This window comes from Paenibacillus sp. BK033, assembly GCF_004345425.1.
GTDB lineage: Bacteria > Bacillota > Bacilli > Paenibacillales > Paenibacillaceae > Pristimantibacillus.
This window is the reverse complement of record NZ_SLVP01000002.1, coordinates 676,215-690,552: the sequence shown is the minus strand read 5'-3', so window position 1 is coordinate 690,552 and position 14,338 is coordinate 676,215. Positions and strand designations below refer to the sequence as shown.

15 protein-coding genes, 2 tRNA genes and 1 riboswitch are annotated in these 14,338 nt (G+C 48.1%); of the genes, 13 read left to right on the top strand and 4 right to left on the bottom strand.

The window, feature by feature from the left end; translation table 11 throughout:
* The first annotated feature begins 110 nt into the window (after window positions 1-110).
* From EV294_RS10170 to EV294_RS10150, 5 genes are all read left to right on the top strand, one after another.
* The gene (locus tag EV294_RS10170; protein WP_132306381.1) at window positions 111-950 is read left to right on the top strand and encodes a DegV family protein; all 840 of its coding nucleotides are present in this window, start codon (window positions 111-113) and stop codon (window positions 948-950) included.
* 151 nt (window positions 951-1,101) lie between these two features.
* Window positions 1,102-2,517: a spore germination protein gene (locus EV294_RS10165; protein ID WP_132306379.1), complete on the top strand. Its 1,416-nt coding sequence runs from the start codon at window positions 1,102-1,104 to the stop codon at window positions 2,515-2,517.
* 76 nt (window positions 2,518-2,593) lie between these two features.
* Complete coding sequence (locus EV294_RS10160) at window positions 2,594-3,652, top strand: Ger(x)C family spore germination protein (protein ID WP_165930635.1); 1,059 nt, start codon at window positions 2,594-2,596, stop codon at window positions 3,650-3,652.
* Between the two features lie 10 nt (window positions 3,653-3,662).
* The gene (locus EV294_RS10155) at window positions 3,663-4,754 is read left to right on the top strand and encodes a GerAB/ArcD/ProY family transporter (protein ID WP_132306375.1); all 1,092 of its coding nucleotides are present in this window, start codon (window positions 3,663-3,665) and stop codon (window positions 4,752-4,754) included.
* Window positions 4,751-4,954 carry a hypothetical protein gene (locus EV294_RS10150; protein WP_132306373.1) on the top strand — a complete coding sequence of 68 codons (204 nt, stop codon included), beginning with the start codon at window positions 4,751-4,753 and terminating at the stop codon, window positions 4,952-4,954. Before EV294_RS10155 ends, EV294_RS10150 begins: the two co-directional genes overlap by 4 nt.
* A 27-nt stretch (window positions 4,955-4,981) precedes the next feature.
* Here EV294_RS10150 and EV294_RS10145 read toward each other — a convergent pair whose 3' ends face one another.
* Entirely contained in the window at window positions 4,982-6,040 is a 1,059-nt protein-coding gene (locus tag EV294_RS10145) for an LLM class flavin-dependent oxidoreductase (RefSeq protein ID WP_132306371.1), read from the bottom strand.
* Window positions 6,041-6,092: 52 nt separating this feature from the next.
* On the opposite strand from EV294_RS10145, the gene EV294_RS10140 reads away from it, so the two are divergent.
* From EV294_RS10140 to EV294_RS10105, 8 genes are all read left to right on the top strand, one after another.
* A complete protein-coding gene (locus tag EV294_RS10140) occupies window positions 6,093-6,434 on the top strand; it encodes a winged helix-turn-helix transcriptional regulator (protein WP_132306369.1) in 342 nt (113 codons plus the stop codon).
* A 294-nt stretch (window positions 6,435-6,728) separates the two neighbouring features.
* A complete protein-coding gene (locus EV294_RS10135; protein WP_132306367.1) occupies window positions 6,729-7,574 on the top strand; it encodes an oxidoreductase in 846 nt (281 codons plus the stop codon).
* 79 nt (window positions 7,575-7,653) lie between these two features.
* Window positions 7,654-8,562: a helix-turn-helix domain-containing protein gene (locus tag EV294_RS10130; RefSeq protein ID WP_132306365.1), complete on the top strand. Its 909-nt coding sequence runs from the start codon at window positions 7,654-7,656 to the stop codon at window positions 8,560-8,562.
* Between the two features lie 79 nt (window positions 8,563-8,641).
* A complete protein-coding gene (locus tag EV294_RS10125; RefSeq protein ID WP_132306363.1) occupies window positions 8,642-9,007 on the top strand; it encodes a hypothetical protein in 366 nt (121 codons plus the stop codon).
* A 123-nt stretch (window positions 9,008-9,130) separates the two neighbouring features.
* A complete protein-coding gene (locus tag EV294_RS10120; protein WP_132306361.1) occupies window positions 9,131-10,396 on the top strand; it encodes an FAD-binding protein in 1,266 nt (421 codons plus the stop codon).
* A gap of 186 nt (window positions 10,397-10,582) precedes the next feature.
* Window positions 10,583-11,290, top strand: coding sequence for a class I SAM-dependent methyltransferase (locus EV294_RS10115; protein WP_132306359.1), 708 nt, complete (start codon window positions 10,583-10,585; stop codon window positions 11,288-11,290).
* Between the two features lie 14 nt (window positions 11,291-11,304).
* Window positions 11,305-11,787 carry an NUDIX hydrolase gene (locus tag EV294_RS10110; protein WP_132306357.1) on the top strand — a complete coding sequence of 161 codons (483 nt, stop codon included), beginning with the start codon at window positions 11,305-11,307 and terminating at the stop codon, window positions 11,785-11,787.
* A 355-nt stretch (window positions 11,788-12,142) separates the two neighbouring features.
* Window positions 12,143-13,495 carry an aspartate aminotransferase family protein gene (locus tag EV294_RS10105; RefSeq protein WP_132306355.1) on the top strand — a complete coding sequence of 451 codons (1,353 nt, stop codon included), beginning with the start codon at window positions 12,143-12,145 and terminating at the stop codon, window positions 13,493-13,495.
* A gap of 53 nt (window positions 13,496-13,548) precedes the next feature.
* Here the strand turns inward: EV294_RS10105 and EV294_RS10100 are convergent.
* The 3 genes from EV294_RS10100 to EV294_RS10090 form a co-directional block, all read right to left on the bottom strand.
* Window positions 13,549-13,625, bottom strand: a tRNA-Pro gene (locus tag EV294_RS10100).
* An 8-nt stretch (window positions 13,626-13,633) separates the two neighbouring features.
* Window positions 13,634-13,709, bottom strand: a tRNA-Thr gene (locus tag EV294_RS10095).
* 78 nt (window positions 13,710-13,787) lie between these two features.
* Window positions 13,788-14,000, bottom strand: a complete 213-nt coding sequence (locus tag EV294_RS10090; RefSeq protein ID WP_132306353.1) for a YrzA family protein — start codon at window positions 13,998-14,000, stop codon at window positions 13,788-13,790.
* 174 nt (window positions 14,001-14,174) lie between these two features.
* A riboswitch (cyclic di-GMP riboswitch) is annotated at window positions 14,175-14,262 on the top strand.
* Window positions 14,263-14,338: the final 76 nt, after the last annotated feature.

Genomic DNA, 14,338 nt, shown 5'->3' with positions numbered 1-14,338 from the left:
ACAACGGTCATTCTGGTGATTATTCATTAAGCTAATGCTTACGAAGCATGAATCATCACGATGACCGAACAACGGTCATTCTGGTGATTATTCATTTAAGGAGGCTATTTATGCCCGGCATCAGGATTGTTACCGATTCCACAACGGATTTGCCGAAGGAACTGCTCGACCAGCATGAAGTGGAGGTCATTCCTCTGTCGGTGTATGTTGACGGGGAGACGTACGAAGATAACGTAACGATTTTTCCGCTTGATTTTATTCAAAAAATGAAAATGGCCTCAGAGCTCCCGAAAACCTCGCAGCCTGCCGTTGGCGTATTTCTCGACACGTACGACAGGCTTGGCAAGAATGGCGACACCATTATTTCCATTCATATGACAAGCGGCTTAAGCGGTACCTTTGCCTCGGCGAGCGCCGCAGCGGAGATGTCCGCCAGCAATGTTGTCGTTATCGACTCTCAGATGATCTCCCAAGCGCTTGGATTTCAAGTGATTGAAGCCGCTAAGCTCGCCAAGGAAGGACACACGGCCCAGCAAATCAAGGCGAGATTAAAAAGCATACTTGAAAACACCTCATTGTTAGTTGTCGTGGATACGTTGGAAAATCTCGTAAAGGGCGGACGCATCGGCAAAGCAAAGGGCTGGATCAGCTCGGTGCTTAGCATCAAACCGATCGCGATGCTGCAGGAAGGCGTATATACGCCGATTGCCAAGGTCCGGACTTCATCCCAGATTATTAAGAGCTTGATGGAACGGTTCAAGAGCGATACCGAAGGCAAGGAGATAACCGAGATCGGAATCTCGCATGCCGATAATCTTTCCTTAGCCGAGCGGCTTCGGGAAGAGATCAGCCGGATCACGGCAACGCCAGTCCGTATCCGCCCGGCCACTCCGGTTATTACGACGCATACCGGCCCCGGTGCTATAGGTTTTATGTATTGCGCGGAGTAAACTAGAGGCTGTCTCCAATGGATTAGAGCGGTGACCCGAAGATAGGCACTTCTTTTTAAGTGTCTGTTTTTCGGGTCTTTTTTGTTTTCGAATCGCCTTAGAATATTTCTAAAGGTCAAGGGAATACTCAGTCAAAAAGGAGGCTTCCAAAATGAACCAGCTTGAAGTCGGTTTGCCGGAAAAGATTCAGAAGGCTCTTAGCGGTTCGCCTGATCTTATCGTAAAGACTTATTTCGTGCAGGAAAAGCTCGAATTAACCTGTATGTATCTGTCTACACTTGCGGATAAGAAGCTTATAGATGAGCTGGTTATCTCGGGAATGATAACACCTTGCCAGCCTCTCAGGGATCATACACCGGTTCAATGGCTCTTATCGTTATTTAAACAAGCTGAACTGAAGAAAGTAAGCGGTGTTGAGTCCTGTTTAAAGGAGATATTGGATGGCCAATGTCTAGTCATTCCGGTTGGAACGGAAGCCGTGTCTATTGACGTGCGCAGCCTTGAGCAGCGCGCTGTTGCGGAGCCTGATACGGAATCCGTCGTGAGAGGCCCGCGCGAAGGCTTCGTTGAGGATTACTCGAGAAATCTTTCCCTTATTCGCAAACGTTTAAAGAGTACAGATCTCGTTATCGAGAAAATGACAATCGGTACAGAAACGCAAACAACGGTTTGTTTATTATATATGCGGGGCAAGGCAGAGCCTCAAATCATCGATCAATTCCGAACCAGATTAAAAGCGATTCATACAGACAGCATTCTCGAGAGTGCTTTCATAGAAGAATACATTCAGGAAAAAACGTTAACCCCGTTTCCGCAATTTCTTGCATCCGAAAGGCCTGATGCCATTGTAGCAAAGCTGCTAGAGGGGCAGGCGGTTGTATTAACGGATGGCACACCTGTTTTATTGGCAGGTCCAATTCATTTTTTTCAGATGTTTTCAGCAACGGAGGACTATTACCAGCGAGCTGATATTGCCACGTTGCTGCGGTGGCTTCGCATGCTTGCATTTCTAATTTCAATTTTTACTCCTGCCTTGTATATTTCTGTAGCCAGCTACCATCAGGAATTGCTTCCGTCATCCATGCTGGCAAATCTTGCGTCGCAACGGGAAGGCGTGCCGTTTCCGGGCGTTATTGAAGCATTCGCCATGCTCATCGTATTCGAGATCATTCGTGAAGCGGGACTTCGCATGCCGCGGATAGCGGGGCAAGCGATTTCGATCGTTGGGGCGCTTGTGCTTGGACAAGCCGCGGTGGAAGCAGGGCTTGTATCGGCAGCGATGGTAATCGTAGTCTCCTTGACGGCAATTGCAAATTTTGTTGCTCCAACCTACGGATTTGGAATCGCCCAACGAATTATCCAGTTTGCCTTTATGGGGTTGGCCGGCGCTTTGGGCTTCTTTGGAATTATGTGCGGCGTTTTCTTTCTCCTTGTGCATTTGATGTCTTTAGAGCCTTTCGGTACGCCTTACTTCTCGCCTGTTGCGCCGTTAAAGCTAAAGGAGTGGAGGGATTCCATTCTCCGTCTTCCTAGACCAATGATGAAACAACGGCGGCAAAAAGAATAGATAGCAGAGGGTAGCCATCATGCGGAAGTTGATATTAGCTCTATGTATGTTAGGGATCTGTCCAGGATGCTGGGATATGAAAGAAATCAATCAGTTAGCTCTAGTGGATACGATTGCGATGGACCAGGACGATAACCGCAACTTCCATTTTTACTTTCAAGTATTGAATCCTCCCAGCATTGAAGCCCGGGGATCCGGACCGTCGAGAGCGGCTGTATACACTTATGAAGTTTCTGCGCCTGCCATTGGCCTAATTACGAAAAAAACAGAGGCCGTGATGTCCAGAAAGCTGTATACCTCGCATATGCAGGTTTATGTTCTATCGGAGCGCAGCGCTAGAAACGGAGTGCTGAGCTTTGTGAATTTGTTAGAAAATGATCCCGAGCGCCGAACCAATGTTTATACTATCGTGACGGAAGAGCCTGTATCTACCGTAATGAATTCCTTTACCGTATTGGACCGGGTGCCGGGAAGAAATATTCGGCTCCTATTGGATTGGCATGCGAAAAATTTTGGAATCAACAAACTGCCAATACGAATGAAAGATATCGTTGCAGGCATTCCTTTCAGCAGGCCGACTATTATTCCCATTATTCAATATACGGGGGAGCGTGCTGCATCAAAAGCGGACCGGCTAGACGATATTAACGCGACCAAGGAAAATCTGAGGCTAGTATCGGGAGCCGTGTTTATCCGAGCGAAGATGGTCGGGAAAATCAATACCGAGATAAAGAACCTGTATTATGTTTTTAACGGATATGCCAAGCGAATCGATGAAACGGTCGAGGTCAGAAATAAACGTGTTGATATAGAAGTGAGGGATATAAAGATCAAGCGGATCTGGAAAACGGAAAAACAGCTGATATTGCGACTGAACGCAAAGGCGGGCATCATAAACAACGAGCAGAACCAGAGATTGAATGCAAGCAATATCAAGGAACTGGAGCAGGCGATTAATTCTTTTTTTAACGAGAAAGGCGAGGATTTTTTCCGTTTCGCCCTTAAACAGAATTGGGATTTGCTCGGAATCGGCGATACCAGGCAAGGCCGAAAAAACTGGAAGGAGATCAAGGTTCAATTTGATACCCATTCCAAAGTAACCTCACTAGGGAATACGATCACGCCATACGAGTAGGGGATATGAATTGGAGAAAAAATTAAATACGCTTCAAATGTTTTGCATTGTAACTTGCTTTGTAAAAGGAACAACCTTTCTTGTGCTTCCAAGCGCCACGGTTATGGATGCTCAACAGTTTGGCTGGCTGGTGCATCTTTGGAGTCTCGTCTTCGGATTAGGGATAGCATCGCTATGGGTGTACATTTTTGATCAGCATCCAGGGCTGTCGCTGGTCCAAATATGCAATAAAGTATTGGGTAGGTACGGCGGAGGAATAGTTTCCTTCTGTTATATCCTCTTTTTCATTCAAATTACGGCTTGGGTAACAAGGAATGTAAGTGATTACGTGCATGTGGCTATGATGCCAAGAACGCCTTCGACGGTCATTCATCTTTCTTGTCTTGTTGTCTGCGCTTACGCCGTGATTAAAGGCATTCGAGTCATTTCGTTAGTCAGCGTGTTTATTGTGCCGTATGTATTTGTTGCGTTCTGGGTCCCATTTACCGTTATGTTAACCGAGTGGCAATGGCGCAATTTCCGTATTCCGAGCGAATTTCATCTCTGGCCAACAATAGTGGAAACGAAATACGCGCTGGGACTGCCCTTTATGGAATCTATAGCCTTTATGATGATATTTCCTTTGGTACAAGGCAAGCTTAAGACGGCTTTATTAGGCGGGACGGCGTCAGCGGGCATGCAAGTTGCGCTTTCGGTATTTTTCGTAATTGGAATTCTAGGCGTGCACAGGGCTTCTCATCTTCTGTATCCGGAGTATACGATCTTCCGAGAAATGGTTTTTTCCAACTTTATGGAGCACTTTGAATCGATCTTGTCCGTTAATGTGCTGTTAATCGTTTTTGTGAAGGTAAGCGTCATCCTTTATTGTACGGTAACCGCAATCGCGCAGCTGTTTGCCATCCGCAGCCGTGCGGCAATAACGATTCCTTTGATTTGGGTCATATCGGCTTATTCCCTTCTGTTTGCGAATATCGGAGAGTATATGAAGTGGATTCGCGACTATTTGTTTGCCTATTATTTGCCGTTTGGTGTGGGCTTCCCGGTTCTGCTTCTTGTGGTCCATTGGTTAAAAAATGCTGGAAAGGTTGCGAAATCTGCATGATTAGCCTAATGCTGATCGCTTTACTGTTTTTGACAGGAGGAACGATTATCGTCCGACGCTTACATTCGTCTCGAAATGAAATGTGGGTGTTCATCGTCATTTCCTGCATCGGCATTATCATATGGAGCAGTATTATTCTTTATAAGCCGCTTGATCTGAATAAGGCGATCGGCTGGATGATCGACAGTATAGCCGGATAATCCAGCGATCGCCACGACAGGTGGAAATTAACGGGTAAGCTCCCGCCGTACGACAGGGGCAACTTTGGCTGCCAGCAATTCGATTGCGGTTGCTACCTTGCCGAAAGGCATACCGCCAACATCCATTTGAAGCATGAATCGGTCGTGCTTAAACAGCTCATGCTGATGCAAAATTTTCTCAATGACTTGCTCCGGGCTGCCTACAGCAAATGCCGTTTCAGGTGAGGCGATACGACCGAACTCGGCTTGGGACATTTTTCTGCCCGCAAATTGTCCGAGGTAACTGCTATAGTATGGATAAAATTCATGCAGCGCCTGCTGGGAGGTATCGCTGATATAACCGTGACTGGAGACGGCTACCCTCAGCTTGGAAGGTTCATGTCCGGCTTGCTGCCCAGCCTGGCGATATATGTCCGCAAGAGGCTTTGCTCGTTCCGGTGTCCCGCCAAGAAGAGCCAGGTTCATGCCTAGACCAAGCCGGCCTGCATTATGGGCGCTCTGAGGCGTTCCGCCTACGCCAATCCAAACAGGCAATTCAGGCTGTTTAGGTCTTGGAGCAATTTCGAGATCACTCAACGAACTGCGGAATTGTCCGTTCCACGTGATTGTCTCCTGTTTACCGAGTTCTAATAGAAGCTCGATATTCTCGGCGAATAAAGCGTGATAATCTTCTAGCTTGTAGCCAAATAAAGGGAAGGAATCCACAAAGGCTCCGCGCCCAGCGATGATTTCTGCTCGCCCTCCAGACAGCAAATCGAGAGTGGCGAAATCTTCGAATAAGCGGACGGGATCAACCGTGCTTAGGACGGTAGTTGCGCTGGTCAACTTGATCTGTTTAGTAGCTTGCGCGATTGCGGCCAGAATAACGGGGGGAGAGGATACGGCGAAATCCAGTCTGTGATGCTCTCCTACTCCAAAGATATCTAAACCGGCTTCGTCAGCCAGCTTGGCTGCATCGATTATTTCTTTCATCCGCCGCTGAGCGCTTATGGTTGTGCCGCTAGCCGGGTCAGGAATTAAATCGCCAAAGGTATAAAGACCGATTTCAAAGCGTTTGAATGTATTCGTTACAGATCCATTACTCATCTGGAACACCTGCTTTCAACTATTTTTCATTAAATTATCGGAGCGTATACAAATGGAACACGAATTGAGTTATTGCAAGGTAGAGCCAGCACTCGAAGTCATAACGGGCAGATGGAAAATACCGATTTTATACATGCTTTTCCAGGGCACGAAACGGTTCAGCGAGCTTCAGAAGGGCATACCGAATATCACGAAAAAAATGCTGACTACGCAATTGCGTGAGCTTGAAGAGCACCACATTATTCAACGGGAGGTTTACCCGGTTGTCCCGCCTAAAGTGGAATATTCATTAACGGATTACGGCCATACATTAGAGCCGCTGCTAACATTTATGCATCAATGGGGCAGCGCTCATGTGGATTTCATGCGAAACAGAAGCAAACATCAACGATAGATGCCCGAGCCTTCCGGAAAGGTCAATTTTTTGCATTTGGTCAATTCGTTGTGAGAGTTGAGTGTTTGCAATGCCATTATGCTGTCGGAGCGCTTGTTTGAGAAGTAGTTACTTTTTACTGTCCGGGTCACTTTTTCGTAACCATGCCCTGAAGGTTTGTATTGAACGAAATAGACAAATAAAACGGGCTTTAGAGAAAAGTGCGAACGTCGAAAAAGCAGTATAGTGAACACATGCAGGACAGCATTACTTCTTCTTGAGATAAATAAAACAAAGAACAGGTGGGAGAATATAATGGCAGAGCAAAAAGTATGGTTAATCACGGGAGCATCCAGAGGAATTGGTTTGGAGATTGTAAAGGCAGTGCTTGCAACCGGAGATCAAGTCATCGCAACGGTTCGGCGTTCGCCGGAGGCTTTATTGGATCAACTTGGGAATCCCGCTAATCTTAGCGTTGGGATACTGGACATTACAAATGAAGAACAGGCTAAAGAAGCGGCAGACCAGATCGCACGGAAGTTCGGGAAAATTGATGTTTTGGTCAATAACGCAGGTTTTGGCCTTCTTAGCGCCGTAGAAGAGGCTTCCGCCGAAGAGGTGAGAAGGAACTTCGAAACCAACGTATTCGGTTTGTTGAATGTAACCCGTGCCGTACTCCCTCATATGCGAAAAGAACGTTCGGGACATATTATTAATATTTCGTCTGTCGGAGGATTAAGCGGATATATCGGATGGGGAGTATACGGTTCAACTAAATTCGCCGTTGAAGGGATTACAGAGTCCCTCGCCTTGGAGTTGGCCCCGCTCGGCATACATGCTACCGTAGTTGCACCGGGCTTCTTCCGTACCGACTTCCTGGATGCTTCTTCCCTTAGCAGCTCCGGAAAAGTCATTCCCGATTACGCGGAAACGGTCGGAAAGATGAGGGATTTCGCTGCGGCGGCTAACCGCAAACAGCCGGGAGATCCCGTAAAGCTGGCAAAAGCCATTGTACGAATTGCGAACGCGGAAAATCCGCCTGTCCATTTGCCGTTAGGGAAAGATTCTCTGCAGCGGTACAGAGAAAAAACAGCCGATTTTGAACGAGATATCGCGAATTGGCATGATGTCATCACCGGTACTGACCATGATGATGTTTAAATGATCATTCACATTAAGATGAAACCGGGGCTTCCGCACCCGGTTTTTCCCATTATGAGCTCATTAGGAGGAAGAGCTAATGTCTGTACGGGCAGAAAAAGTGCTTAAGGCTCCTCGAGATCTGGCCAACGATTCCAGCGAACAACGGTTATTGAAAATGAAAGGGTTAACGGTTATTGAATCTTGTACGTTTACGGAAGGACTTAAAGGAAGTATGTTCCTGGAGGATCATCTTCTTTTGTTTGTGCTTGAGGGCATGTATAAAGTAACGTTCGGCGATGAGGAGTTTACCGTAAATAAGAATGAAATGGTTCTGCTGCAGAAGTCGATTTTAGTGAATTACGAGAAGTCGGGAGAAGAGGATTCCGACTATCGTCTGGACTATATCATGTTTTTTCTGAAAGAAGAACTGCTGACAGAATTTATTAATATGGCGGATCTCCAATATAACCATCCGGCTGTTTTGGTACCGGTATCTGTGAAAGCGATCAATGAGCGGCTAATGAGCTATATTCATTCATTGAAACCGTATTTTAAAGAAAGGGAAGCTTTAAAAGAAGGGTTGATTAGGGTTAAACTGCTGGAGTTATTGTTTGATGTCGCGGATGCGGACGAACAGTTTCTATATCAGTTTTTGCAATTAAGACGAACGGACAAAAAAGGGATTACTGAAATCGTGGAGCAGAATATTACTAATCCGGTCTCGCTTCAGGATCTAGCATACTTGTCGGGTCGAAGTTTGTCGACGTTCAAGCGTGATTTTCAAGCGATCTACAATACTTCCCCCGTGCGCTGGATACGTAACCGGAGGTTGGATATTGCAAGGGACATGCTGCTTCACACGTCAGCCTTGGTTACGGATGTCTGTTTCTCAACCGGCTTTGAGAATGTTGCCCATTTTTCAAAGGTATTTAAAGAGAGATTTGGCGTAGCGCCTTCCTCGTATAGACAAGCAGTGCTTAACTCGGAAGGCGAGACAACTTCTTAATCGATTTTGGCGAATTTTGTTGATTTTTCGCGAATATTTGGTATTATATTGACGAGTTTTATGGGGGGAGTCGATTGGATTGATCCGTATTTCTTCGTTAATAGAGAAGGGCTTTGAGTATCATGCATTGCCTCAAGGCTTGCAGATGCTGGACAATACGCTGGTTTTGCAGCTTGAAGGGTTGGAGGACAGTATTAGCGCAAGGCTTAGCTTCAGCTTTCAGAGCCGTGAATGGATAATTGATCAGGTAACAGGGACGGAACCATCGACGGAATGGACAGCGGCAAGGCTAACCGAAGAGATAGAGCGGATTTTCGACTATCGGCCCGAACTCCTTGAAGCGGGAAGGCTGTTAATTGCGCGTATCGACGAAATAAATAAGATGGACGATGACGAATTCGAGGCGGTGTACGAGCGCGGCGAATTGAAAGAGTTCATGCTTTAAAGCTATAACCGGCCTTTGCCAAGGCCGGTTATTTTATTTTTTATCGGGGCAGGAAAAGAAGATCGGGCGGTTAATGACTATAAGGTAGGCTTTATCATCTTGAATGACTGGAGAGTGCAGGTAGTGTCAAAAGAGAAGAATTGGGCAGGCAATTACACGTATAATGCCTTGGAATATCTCTACCCGGAGAATGTGGAACAAGTGCGGGAGATGGTTGTGAGAAGCAGCAAGCTGAGAGTACTGGGCTCGAGACATTCCTTTAACGGGATCGCGGATTCGCACGCAAGCCTGTTGTCGCTTCAGAAGATGAATCGTGTACTTGAGTTGGATATGGCAAATAACCGCGTAAAGGTAGAAGGCGGAATACGTTACGGGGATCTGGGCGAATATTTGCATCGGGAAGGTTACGCGCTTCATAACCTGGCGTCGCTGCCGCATATTACGATAGCGGGCGCTATTGCAACGGCAACCCATGGCTCCGGAGACCGGAACGGCAATCTGGCAACGGCTGTTTATGCCCTCGAAATCGTAAAAGCCGACGGAACAATCGCCGTGTTTACCCGGGATGACGAGGACGGAAAGTTTAATGGAGCCGTTGTTGGTTTAGGAGCTTTAGGCGTCGTAACCGCCATTACGCTGGACATTCAGCCTTCCTTTGAGATTAGTCAATACATTTATGATCTTCTCCCGCTGGCACAGCTCGAGAATAATTTTGACGCCATTTACTCCAGCGCTTATAGCGTCAGCCTGTTTACGGACTGGAAGGGCTCATCTATTAATCAGGTTTGGCAAAAAAAATTGGTTCAAGAGGGTTCGGCTGGGGAGGCGCAAGCGGAATTCTACGGGGCCAGCCTCGCGGAAGCCAAACGCCATCCCGTACCGGACCAAACCGCCGAAAATTGCAGCGAGCAATTCGGCGTGCCGGGCCCATGGCATGAACGTCTGCCGCATTTCCGCATGGATTTCACGCCAAGTGCCGGCGAAGAGCTGCAAACGGAATATTTTGTGGCCCGTGAGCATGCCTATGAAGCCATTTGCGCAATTCGCGAGCTTGGCGAGCAGATCGCCCCGCTGTTGTTTATTTCCGAAATTCGCACCATTGCTGCCGATCAGCTGTGGTTAAGTCCAAGCTATCGGAAGGATTCCGTTGGCTTCCACTTTACCTGGAAACCGAATTGGGAAGCCGTCAAGCAGGTGCTGCCGCTCATCGAAGCCAAGCTGGAAAAGTTTAACGCGCAGCCGCATTGGGGCAAAGTGTTTACAATGCCGGCGGAGCGAGTCCAAGCCCTGTTCGGGAAGCTCCCGGAATTCCGCCAGCTGATGCTGGAGTGCGACCCGGACGGGAAGTTCCGGAACGATTTTGTGAATGAGTATGTCATGACGAAGTAATCGATTCTTATTTATATAAGCCGGGTTCCTAATAGGGAGCTCGGTTTTTTATTTAACTGGAAATGGGTTATTACCCGCACGACTAACAGCGTTCAAATGAGCGAAGCGTAAGTGAGAAATGAGTTGCTTTTGATGGAAAATATAAGGAGAATGGAGAGGTTGGCAGATAGAGGAGGCGAGGTCGAATTGGATTCGAGATTTCTCCAGGCAAGAACGGAAGAAATAAAGTACCACGAGAAGTTTTATGCCGAACATGAGTTGTTCGCCCCCGGAACCTGGATCGCTAAGCCGGTGCAAGCCATTATGGATACTTACGTTTTGCTGGAGCCTCATGGGATGCGCGTATTGGATCTTGGCTGCGGTGTTGGGCGAAATGCCATTCCGATTGCGCAAGCAATCAAAGCCTATAGCGGAAAGGTGACGGCCGTAGATCTCCTTCCTTCCGCAGTCGCGATATTGCAGGATAACGCGGAAAAATACGAAGTAAAAGATAACCTGGAGGCGATTGCCGCGGATATCGAGTATTTCCAGATCCCATCGCAATTTTATGACTATATCATTGCATGCTCTTCCCTAGAGCATGTATCCTCCGTAGACGCATTCCGAACCGTCATTGGCCGGATGATAGAAGGGACAAGGCCCCGCGGCATTCATGCCATCTTAATGAGTACGCAGACGGAAGAGCTGGATTATAATACCGGCGTAGTGTCGGAAGGATTAATAGAATTAAACCTGTCGACAGACGATGCTTTTTTTCTCTTGAGAGAATGTTATAACGGCTGGGAGATTGTGCTGGAGCGAGTGATCCCCCAGGCCGTTCAAGAAGTGAAATACGGGAAGTCTATCGAATACCGGGGAAATTGGCTGACATTTATCGTTCGCCGTACAAGCTGAGGGAGGGAAAGAATATGGCGATGCCTACTCATATTGTGGCCGTCGGAGGAATGGTGGAGAACGATCAAGGCGATATCCTGCTCGTGAAAACACAGCATGACGGATGGGTATTTCCCGGCGGGCAGGTGGAGGTCGGGGAGAATTTGACCGATGCGCTTATGCGCGAAATTCAGGAAGAGAGCGGGATCACATGCGTTGTCTCGCAATTGATCGGCGTATACTCCAATACTTGCACGTATAAATGGCATGACGGGGTAACGGATGTGCCTACCAAGCTGATGCTGGATTTTGCATGCCGCCAAGCAGGCGGTTCCTTGCGAACTTCCGAAGAAACCTCGGAGGTATGCTGGGTTCGGAAGGAGAAGGCGCTCGACCTGATCCAGTCCCCGGCGATACGGACGAGGTATCAAGCTTACTTGGATTTTGACGGTACGGTCAATTATATGGATTACGTTACAAAGCCGGACTTCAATATCAAACTGGAAAGGAAAATCTAGGCTGTAACAAGATGCAAAGGAGACGGCTTCGCATGGAGCGACGGCAAACTCCTCATGGGGCGGAAATGCGGCTGCGCGCTCGTATGGTTTCGGTGCTTAAGGATGTGCCGCATCGTTAAGCGCCGCGAAAGTCCTGAGAGAATCGGACGGAGGAACAAACAACCGGAGCAGCTAGAGTCCGCTCCGGTTGTTTGTGACGTTCAGATTGAAAAAAGCCCCGTACTTCGTGACATTCTGTCTAATGTAAACGGTAATATTCGCCTCTATACTAGACATAGATGTAAGAGAAGGACTGCGCAAAAGATTATGTTTACGGCATGGTACGGTTAGGTAAAGGGAGAGGAGTGCGCAAGCGATGTCCATCAACCGGGATGAAGCGGATCTGATTGCAAAGGACCGTCAATATGTGTGGCATGCCATGGCGCCTTATAATGAGCAGGCACCTCCGATGGTCGTTAAGGAAGGACAAGGCTCGTGGATAACGGATAGCCGGGGCAACCGGTATTTGGACGGGATGTCCGGTCTCTGGTGCGTGAATGTGGGGTACGGGCGGGAGGAACTGGCGCGTGCGGCTTATGAACAGCTCAAAACCTTGTCCTACTATCCGTTAACGCAAAGCCACGAGCCGGCGATCCGCCTGGCCGAAAAGCTGAATGAATGGCTGGAGGATGACTATGTCATCTTCTATTCCAACAGCGGGTCCGACGCGAACGAAGTCGCGTTTAAGATGGCAAGGCAATATCATGAGCAATCCGGAGCCCCTGGCCGCTACAAGTTTATTTCCCGTTACCGGGCGTACCATGGCAATTCGATGGGCGCATTAGCGGCAACCGGGCAAGCTCAGCGCAAATACTTGTATGAGCCGCTTGCGGGAGGCTTCCTTCATGTCCGCCCGCCGGACAGCTACCGGCGTCCGGATAGCATGTCGGTCGAGCAGTTTAATCTGCAATGCGCGCAAGCGATCGAAGAGACGATCGTATGGGAAGGGCAGGAGACGATAGCGGCAGTTATTATGGAACCCGCGATCACAGGCGGAGGAGTCCTTGTGCCCGAGCCCATTTATCTCGAGAAGGTCAGGGATATCTGCACGAGGTACGGCGTACTGCTCATTATCGACGAAGTGATTTGCGGCTTTGGCCGTTCGGGCCGTAAATTCGGGCATATGAATTACGGCATTAAGCCGGACATCGTTACGATGGCGAAAGGACTGACCAGCGGTTATCTGCCTTTGTCGGCAACGGCGGTTCGCAAAGATATTTACGACGCCTTCAAGGGCAAGGACATGTACAGCCATTTCCGTCATCTGAATACGTTTGGCGGCGCGCCGGCAGCTTGTGCCCTTGCGCTGGCGAATCTCGGGATATTGGAGCGGGAACAGCTGGTGGAACGGTCGGCCGCGCTTGGCGAACGGCTTATCGAGGGATTAACCGGCTTGAAAGAGCATCCGATAGTCGGAGACATCCGGAGCTTTGGCTTTCTAATGGGCATCGAGCTGGTTAGCGATAAACAAACGAAGGAGCCTTATCCGCTGTCGGGCATTGTACGGATCATGGCGGAGTGCAAGGCGAAAGGTCTCCTAATAGGCAAAAATGGCGATACCGTCGCAGGCTACAATAATGTGCTAACGATCAGTCCGCCGTTGTCATCCACGGATGAGGATATTGCTTTTCTCGTTCAAACGCTAAAGGATGTATTCGAATGTATATAATAGAAGAAAAACAAAAAAAGCCTGATCTCTATCAAGCTTACGCGTTTGCTCTATGGTCGGGACGACACGATTTGAACATGCGACCCCCTGGTCCCAAACCAGGTGCTCTACCAAGCTGAGCTACGTCCCGGAAAAGAATGGTGCCGGCGATAGGAGTCGAACCCACGACCTACTGATTACAAGTCAGTTGCTCTACCAACTGAGCTACACCGGCATATGGTTTGTGTCGGGCACAAAACGTATTATGCCACAGCCCGTGCGAATTATGCAAGACTTTTTTCGAGAAAGTTTTCTAGAGCTTTTTGGCCTTGAAATGAACAACGGCGCTGTACAGCATTTTACCTGTAAGGGCATTAAAGGCAGCTTGATGCTGAACCTGGTGAACCTGCAGCAGAAGCGCTTTATTGTTCTCGATTTGCCGCTCGATCTTTAGCTCCAGCGTGCGCAGATCGCTAGCCTCAAAGAACTCTACTTTATCGTCAATCAAATCCAACCGGAATTCCATCGTCGACTCCTCCTGTCTCTATTTTTATTATTTGAATCTATTATAGCGTTTTTGGGCAGCGAATCAAAGACGGATGAGACTAAAGTCGGAGTGTTGGGAATTGACCCAATTTTTGTTTACAAATAGGTATATATATCCTAAACTAGTCCTTGTGTGTCGAAAATAGCGTAATTCAACTGAAAAAGGCAAACTTGCCGAAAGGCAAGGACGCAAAGTTATGGGCCTAATGCTGCATAGAAGCGATGGCTGCCAGACCGCCGGACGCAGGACATAGTGCCTTAAACAGCTATCCGCCTGTCCTAGGCCGGATAGCTTATTTTCTTTTTTCAGTGACAGCG